Here is a 6,526-nt window from a genome sequence, read left to right as displayed (position 1 = left end):
AGTGAGCGGTCAAGAAAAAGGTCGCCATGAAGGATTTATGAATCCGGAAATCGTTGAGCGACTCAGAAAAAGGTCGTCATGAAGGGTTCATGAATCCGGAAATCAATGAGCGGTCAAGAAAAAGGTCGCCATGAAGGGTTCATGAGTCCGGAAATAGTTGAGCGGCCCAGAAAAGGGTCGCCATGAAGGGTTCATAAGTCCGGAAATCGGTGAGCCCCCCAGAAAAAAGTCCCCATAGAGTTTCCGTATTGACGAATAGAGCTTGGACCTAAAAAAGGTACTCAATGTAACACTAAAAGAATCTAAATTTAAAAAATGTACCCCAGAACATTACCTAAATATTTTATGAAAACAAGTTTATAAAAGAAATTAAGGGGTAAAGTAATATGCTTAAGAGAATGATCACCATTTTGTTAAAATCTAGGTTAGTGTGGGGGTAGAAAATGAGCCATCATATGCGTCTTATTGGGGAAAAGATTTTAAAAGAGAAAAATGACATAGCAAAGAGGCTGCATGAAGAAAGAATGAGCGATGTACAAATGACGGAAATGCAAAGAAGAGATATTACTCAAATAGAGCAGAGGGTCATCCGGATGCGTGCCGAGTTCATCGGTTTATTTGGTGAAGCCTTAATTGATCATACCAACAAAGAGAAAAGACAGAACAAAGTAGAAAAGTGGGGCAAAGAGACAGGGGAATATTTTTTTAATCTAGGCGTATCTTTGGATGAGGCTTTAAAGGATGCCAGCTTTTATCGGGAGCATATTTGGAAAGCGATAGAAGAGATCGTGGCTGAACATGACATGCCAGCGTCTGATGTTTTTAAAGTAATCTATCTGATTGATCCTCTTCTGGATCATGCGGTTTATTGCTTCAGCCTTTCTTATGTGCAAAATCAACAGGTAACATTGGAAAGCGCTAAGCAAGCCTTTCTTGAACTGTCAGTGCCAGTAGTGCCGCTTTCAAAAGGGGTTGGCATTCTGCCGTTAATCGGGAACATTGATACGGATCGGGCACAGCTTTTAATGGAAGAAACCTTAAAACAGTCTGTTAACCTTAAACTGTCCCATCTTATTTTAGATTTATCAGGGGTCATGATTGTCGATACGATGGTGGCAGATCAGCTATTTAAAGTGATTGAAGCGCTGTCGTTAGTTGGCGTACAAACCATTATTACTGGAATTCGTCCGGAAGTTGCCCAAACCATTGTGACGTTGGGCATTAATTTGAATGGGATTAAAGTAAAAGCCAATCTGTATCAGGCTTTTGAGGAGTTACATGCATAAAAAATAAACTGCATCGAGTACGAGCAGCTTTAAAGGGGCAGAGCGATTCACTTTGAATTAGCTCTGTTCCCGGTACTAACAAGATCAAGAACAGAAAGCGGCGTTTCATGTATTTATCTATCAAATATCCTTTTTGCTGCCCATATGTTTAAATACAAGTTGGAGAGTGTTAACTCAATCGTTTTATCTGTTTCCAAATCAATTTCAATGTCCTTGTCATGAGGGAGCAGGTAAAATCCGAATTCATCCCCATCGCGATAGTTTAACCCGGATTTGCCGGAAAGGGAAAGGGTATAGGTTTTACCACGATATGCCGCTTCTGCATGCACTTCAGGAATACCAGTAAAATCATTGTCAGTTGGTACATGCTGAATAGCAGATACTAATGTTGCCCCATTCATATGATAATTTCCACTTGACCGAAAGCTTATTTCATAACCTGTTTCCTCATTATAAAATACCTTTGACACGTAAATTCGATTTTTCCCGTCTTCATAAATGACTTTCCGATCGTTGCTTTCCAGATCGCTTAAATCGATGGTGACAGAATACTTACCCTCAACTGGAGCTCCGTTATTGATATATAGACCCGCATTTTCGGAATAATAGCTAATTCCATTCATCCAAATCCCGATCAAACCCCTCGCCCATAGGAAAAAGCCTATTCCAAGTACAATAAAGATCGTGCCAATCAATTTTTTGTTGAAAATCATAAATCCCCCTTTAAACAGCTGCTTCCATCTATATAAGCAATATTAGCATAATATTCCTATTGGAATACGGAAAAAGTTGGATGAATAAAGAATTTTCAGTATATTTAACAGTGGTAATTTACCTCTCATTGAATACAATGAATAAAACTGCACTTCCAGGCATATTGAGAGGTGATGGCATCATGTTTTCAGTAACGGGTATGCAGGGATTCGAGACTTTTTCACTGATGCATCTGGTTACGTTAATTCTTTTCATTTTTACCTGCTGGTGGCTCGTGTATTACAGACAAGCGCTAATGCCTTACCAGAAGATCATGAAATGGTCCTTGTTTGCTGTGCTGCTGGCCAGCGAAGCAACTCACCATATGTGGATGGTCTTTACAGATCAATGGGATGTTTCAAATCTTCCGCTTCAGCTTTGTTCCCTTAGCACCTTTATTGCACTGTTCCTGTTTTTGAAGGGCAATAAAAAGGCCTTTTACTTGCTGTATTTTATTGGTACCATTCCTCCCATTTTAAGCATGGTTACACCTGATTTGATCTACCAATTTCCTCATTATCGCTACATCAAATACTTCCTTCATCACTCAGCCATTCCAATATCCGTTTTATATTTCATCTTATTTGAAGGCTACAGAGTTCCAAGGAAAGCAGTATTAACCAGCTTTTTGACACTTAATGTGATCGCTGTTCCAGTCTTCTTTCTGAACATGGTGCTTGGCACAAACTTCTTCTATTTGGCCAGCCCGACAGAAACCAAAACTTTATTATCGTTTTTCGGCACCGGGGTTTGGTATTATGTCACACTTGAGATTGCGGCACTGATTGTTTTTTATATCACGTATCTTCCCATGCATTATATACAAAAGGGGGAAAATGGAGGAAATTAAAAGAGAAAAGCCTTATTCCTGATGGAATAGGGCTTTTTAATATGATAATCACTTATAAAACTGGCTAAAAGTTACATACAACAGCTAAAGCCCCTAACTTATTCCGGCATAGCAGCCAAAATTAAGTGCAAAATGTTTTTAGGAATCCTCTACTACTTCTTTCAGCGAATTTTCCTATTGTGTTTCCAGCACAAAAAACAAAACAATCTTTGTATTTTTTATACATTGTTACAGATTATTCAGAAATGTAGAATACTAACTAAGATAGAAAAACAAGGCTGTTTTCGTAAGTTTTGCTGCTTTTAACTGCAAACTTAATTTAACCAACCGAGTTGATTGTAGCGGAGGGCACTTGACCCTCGAAAATGCTACCGCATTTCCTTCGTGCGGTGCCAGGTCAGGGAAGCTTATTCATTGTCCTGCGGGAAGTGAGGGAAGTGGGAGACCCCGCAGGCGAAGCCGAGGAGGCTCTCATTCCTCCCCGCTGACTTGAGTGCCCGTAGCGGAAATCAACGGGTAGAATTTATAAGTAAAAACAACTATTTATGAGAAAAGAGCCAAAAACAAAGGGGTTATCAGTTGCATCCTTAATAATTCAGCTATCGATAGATGAAGAAAGACAGGTGGTGGATGGCTGCTGTAACCATTGGGGGTGTTATGTATGACTATAGGGTCCAGATCCTTTTTTTTATATTTATCAAAAAACAAGGCACTCAATCGTGCTGCCCAAAACTGGGGAGGGAATATTGCTGCCGGTAAAATTATCGGAGGAACAGATTTCCAAAGCTCCATTCCATTTATCAGGACCCTTAACGAGCAAGGATTAGCGGTTACGGTTGATCATTTAGGTGAGTTTGTAACGAGCGAAGCTGTCGCAAATGAACGAACAGATGAGTGTATCCAGACGATTGAACAGATTGCAGCCGAATGCTTGGATTCACAGGTTTCATTGAAGCTTACCTCTTTGGGTTTGGATATTGATGACCAGCTTGTCAATGAAAATCTGACCAGGATCCTAAATGCAGCAGAAAGGCGAAAGATCATGGTTACGATTGATATGGAGGATGAGCAGCGCTGCCAAAAAACACTTGATATTTTTAAAGATTTCAAGAAACGCTACTCATATGTCAGCACAGTTCTCCAAGCCTATTTATACCGGAGTGCAAATGACTTGCATGATTTACATCCGTATAAGCCGTTTTTGCGTCTGGTAAAAGGTGCCTATCAGGAATCATCTGATGTAGCTTTTCCAAATAAATTGGATGTGGATGAAAATTATAAAAAGATCATTAAAACACAGCTATTAAAAGGGCACTATACTGCAATAGCAACACATGATGATAAGATGATCGAATATACCAAAAGGCTTGCAGATGAACATAACATCAGCCTGGACTCCTTTGAATTTCAAATGCTTTATGGAATGAGAACTGCCACACAGCAGCAATTGGTAAAAGAAGGATACAAAACAAGAGTATACGTTCCATATGGAAAAGACTGGTATGGATTTTTTATGAGAAGACTTGCTGAGCGACCGGCTAATATAGCATTTGCTTTAAAAGGTATGACGGCAAAATAGATGAATAGAAGGGATAGATAAAAAATGACAACACCTTACAAGCATGAACCATTTACAGATTTTTCAATCGAAGCAAACAAGGCAGCCTTTGAACAGGCACTTGCAGAAGTGAACGAAATAATGGGAAGAGATTATCCTCTTGTTATTAACGGAGAAAGAATTACAACTTCTGAGAAAATTGTTTCTTTCAATCCGGCAAAAAAGGAAGAAGTGGTTGGATCGGTTTCTAAAGCAAGCAAGGACCATGCGGAAAAGGCGATCCAAGCAGCTGCTGATGCTTTTGAGGATTGGAGATATTCGAATCCTGAGGAGAGAGCCAATATTCTATTTAGAGCAGCAGCGATGATTCGCCGCAAAAAACACTTTTTCTCTGCGCTTTTAGTAAAGGAAGCAGGGAAGCCTTGGAATGAAGCGGATGCCGATACTGCTGAAGCCATTGATTTTCTTGAGTATTATGGACGCCAGATGGTGGAACTGGCAAATGGAAAGCCAGTTAACAGCCGTGAAGGAGAAAGCAATAAATATATTTACACGCCATCTGGGGTTACAGTCGTGATTCCGCCTTGGAACTTTTTATTTGCCATCATGGCAGGAACTACAGTTGCACCAATCGTGACTGGCAACACGGTTGTGCTGAAACCGGCCAGTGCAACGCCTATCATTGCTGCATTATTTGTAGATATTTTGGAACAGGCTGGCCTGCCAAAAGGTGTCGTGAATTTTGTTCCAGGAAGCGGCGCAGAGGTTGGAGATTACTTAGTTGACCATCCAAAAACAAGTATCATCACCTTTACTGGATCCCGTGAAGTAGGAACACGCATTTTTGAACGGGCAGCTAAGATTCAGCCAGGACAGCAGCATTTAAAGCGTGTCATTGCAGAAATGGGCGGAAAGGATACGGTCGTCGTGGACAAGGATTGTGATATTGAACTTGCAGCCCAATCCATATTTGCTTCTGCCTTCGGTTTTTCAGGCCAAAAATGTTCGGCAGGCTCTCGCGCAGTTGTTCATGCTGATGTATATGATCAGGTGCTCGAACGTGTAGTCGAAATTACGGAGCAAAAGATCGTCGGTAATCCCGAGAACCATGATACGTATATGGGGCCTGTTATTGACCAAGGCTCATTTGATAAAATTATGGGATACATTGAGGTAGGAAAGGAAGAGGGCCGTCTGGTAAGCGGCGGAAAAGGCGATAATTCAGAAGGCTACTTTATAGAGCCTACCATCTTTGCAGATTTGGATCCAAACTCCCGTTTGATGCAGGAAGAAATTTTCGGGCCTGTGGTTGGATTTTCAAAGGCTGAAAACTTTGATGAAGCGCTGAAGATTGCCAATAATACGGAATACGGTTTAACAGGGGCTGTCATCACGAATAACAGACAGCAAATTGAAAGAGCCAAACGCGAATTTCATGTCGGAAATTTATATATAAACAGGACATGTACAGGAGCTATAGTCGGATACCATCCATTCGGAGGCTTTAAAATGTCCGGTACAGATTCCAAAGCCGGCGGACCGGACTATTTGGCTCTTCATATGCAGGCAAAAACCATCAGTGAAATGCTTTAGAACTGCACTGGATCAGAATGTGAGGCTGACTTAAAAGGTCGTTGAAAAACGACTCTTTTGAGTCAGTTTTTTGCTTTGAAAGCATTTTTTCTCGTTTTCGGGTTATTTATTCAAAATTAGAAGAGATATTTCCACTAATCTTTCAGTATTTTAACTTTGTTTTTTCTAAGTTTATCCCACTTTTTCAAATTGTGAGTAACACAAATAAGACCCCAATCCGTGGTATTTTTGGATAGGCCTCTTAGAGAAAATCGTTCCTTTCTCGTATGGTGGGGTGTGGTGACTTAATTATACCAAAAAGGACGATTTTCTTCTTTTTTTGTCTTAGTATTAAAGCTGATATTGATTCTTGCACCCTGTTGATTGGAGCGGAAGGGGCGAGCTCCTCGGAAATGCTACCGCATTTCCTTACGAAGAGGTGTTAATTCGGGGAAGCTTATTCAATGTCCTGCGGGAGAAGCGAGTCAGCGGGAGACCCCGCAGGTG

General features: G+C 40.7%; 5 protein-coding genes. 4 read left to right on the top strand and 1 reads right to left on the bottom strand.

Annotation, left to right across the window (positions count from 1 at the left end; all coding sequences use genetic code 11):
* Positions 1-443 precede the first annotated feature (443 nt).
* Positions 444-1,286 (top strand): STAS domain-containing protein, encoded by an 843-nt coding sequence (locus L634_RS0127835; protein WP_026585214.1) that lies wholly within the window; start codon positions 444-446, stop codon positions 1,284-1,286.
* A 113-nt stretch (positions 1,287-1,399) separates the two neighbouring features.
* On the opposite strand, the gene L634_RS0127830 is transcribed toward L634_RS0127835, so the two are convergent.
* On the bottom strand, positions 1,400-1,999 hold the full coding sequence (locus tag L634_RS0127830; protein WP_026585213.1) for a hypothetical protein: 600 nt from the start codon (positions 1,997-1,999) through the stop codon (positions 1,400-1,402).
* Positions 2,000-2,181: 182 nt separating this feature from the next.
* Here L634_RS0127830 and L634_RS0127825 point away from each other — a divergent pair, with 182 nt between their 5' ends.
* From L634_RS0127825 to pruA, 3 genes are all read left to right on the top strand, one after another.
* Positions 2,182-2,889 (top strand): YwaF family protein, encoded by a 708-nt coding sequence (locus L634_RS0127825; RefSeq protein ID WP_026585212.1) that lies wholly within the window; start codon positions 2,182-2,184, stop codon positions 2,887-2,889.
* A gap of 661 nt (positions 2,890-3,550) precedes the next feature.
* Positions 3,551-4,468: a proline dehydrogenase family protein gene (locus L634_RS0127820; RefSeq protein ID WP_026585211.1), complete on the top strand. Its 918-nt coding sequence runs from the start codon at positions 3,551-3,553 to the stop codon at positions 4,466-4,468.
* A 24-nt stretch (positions 4,469-4,492) separates the two neighbouring features.
* A complete protein-coding gene (gene pruA, locus L634_RS0127815) occupies positions 4,493-6,040 on the top strand; it encodes an L-glutamate gamma-semialdehyde dehydrogenase (protein WP_026585210.1) in 1,548 nt (515 codons plus the stop codon).
* Positions 6,041-6,526: the final 486 nt, after the last annotated feature.

Origin of the sequence: Bacillus sp. J33 (genome assembly GCF_000518885.1) — a bacterium.
In the GTDB taxonomy this organism is placed as follows: domain Bacteria; phylum Bacillota; class Bacilli; order Bacillales; family Cytobacillaceae; genus Cytobacillus.
This window is presented reverse-complemented; position numbering and strand designations above follow the sequence as displayed.

What these genes read in the sequence shown, in the direction of transcription:
- L634_RS0127835 (WP_026585214.1), top strand. Translation starts at nt 444, where the DNA reads ATGAGCCATCATATGCGTCTTATTGGGGAAAAGATTTTAAAAGAGAAA.
- L634_RS0127830 (WP_026585213.1), bottom strand. Translation starts at nt 1,999, where the DNA reads ATGATTTTCAACAAAAAATTGATTGGCACGATCTTTATTGTACTTGGA.
- L634_RS0127825 (WP_026585212.1), top strand. Translation starts at nt 2,182, where the DNA reads ATGTTTTCAGTAACGGGTATGCAGGGATTCGAGACTTTTTCACTGATG.
- L634_RS0127820 (WP_026585211.1), top strand. Translation starts at nt 3,551, where the DNA reads ATGACTATAGGGTCCAGATCCTTTTTTTTATATTTATCAAAAAACAAG.
- pruA (WP_026585210.1), top strand. Translation starts at nt 4,493, where the DNA reads ATGACAACACCTTACAAGCATGAACCATTTACAGATTTTTCAATCGAA.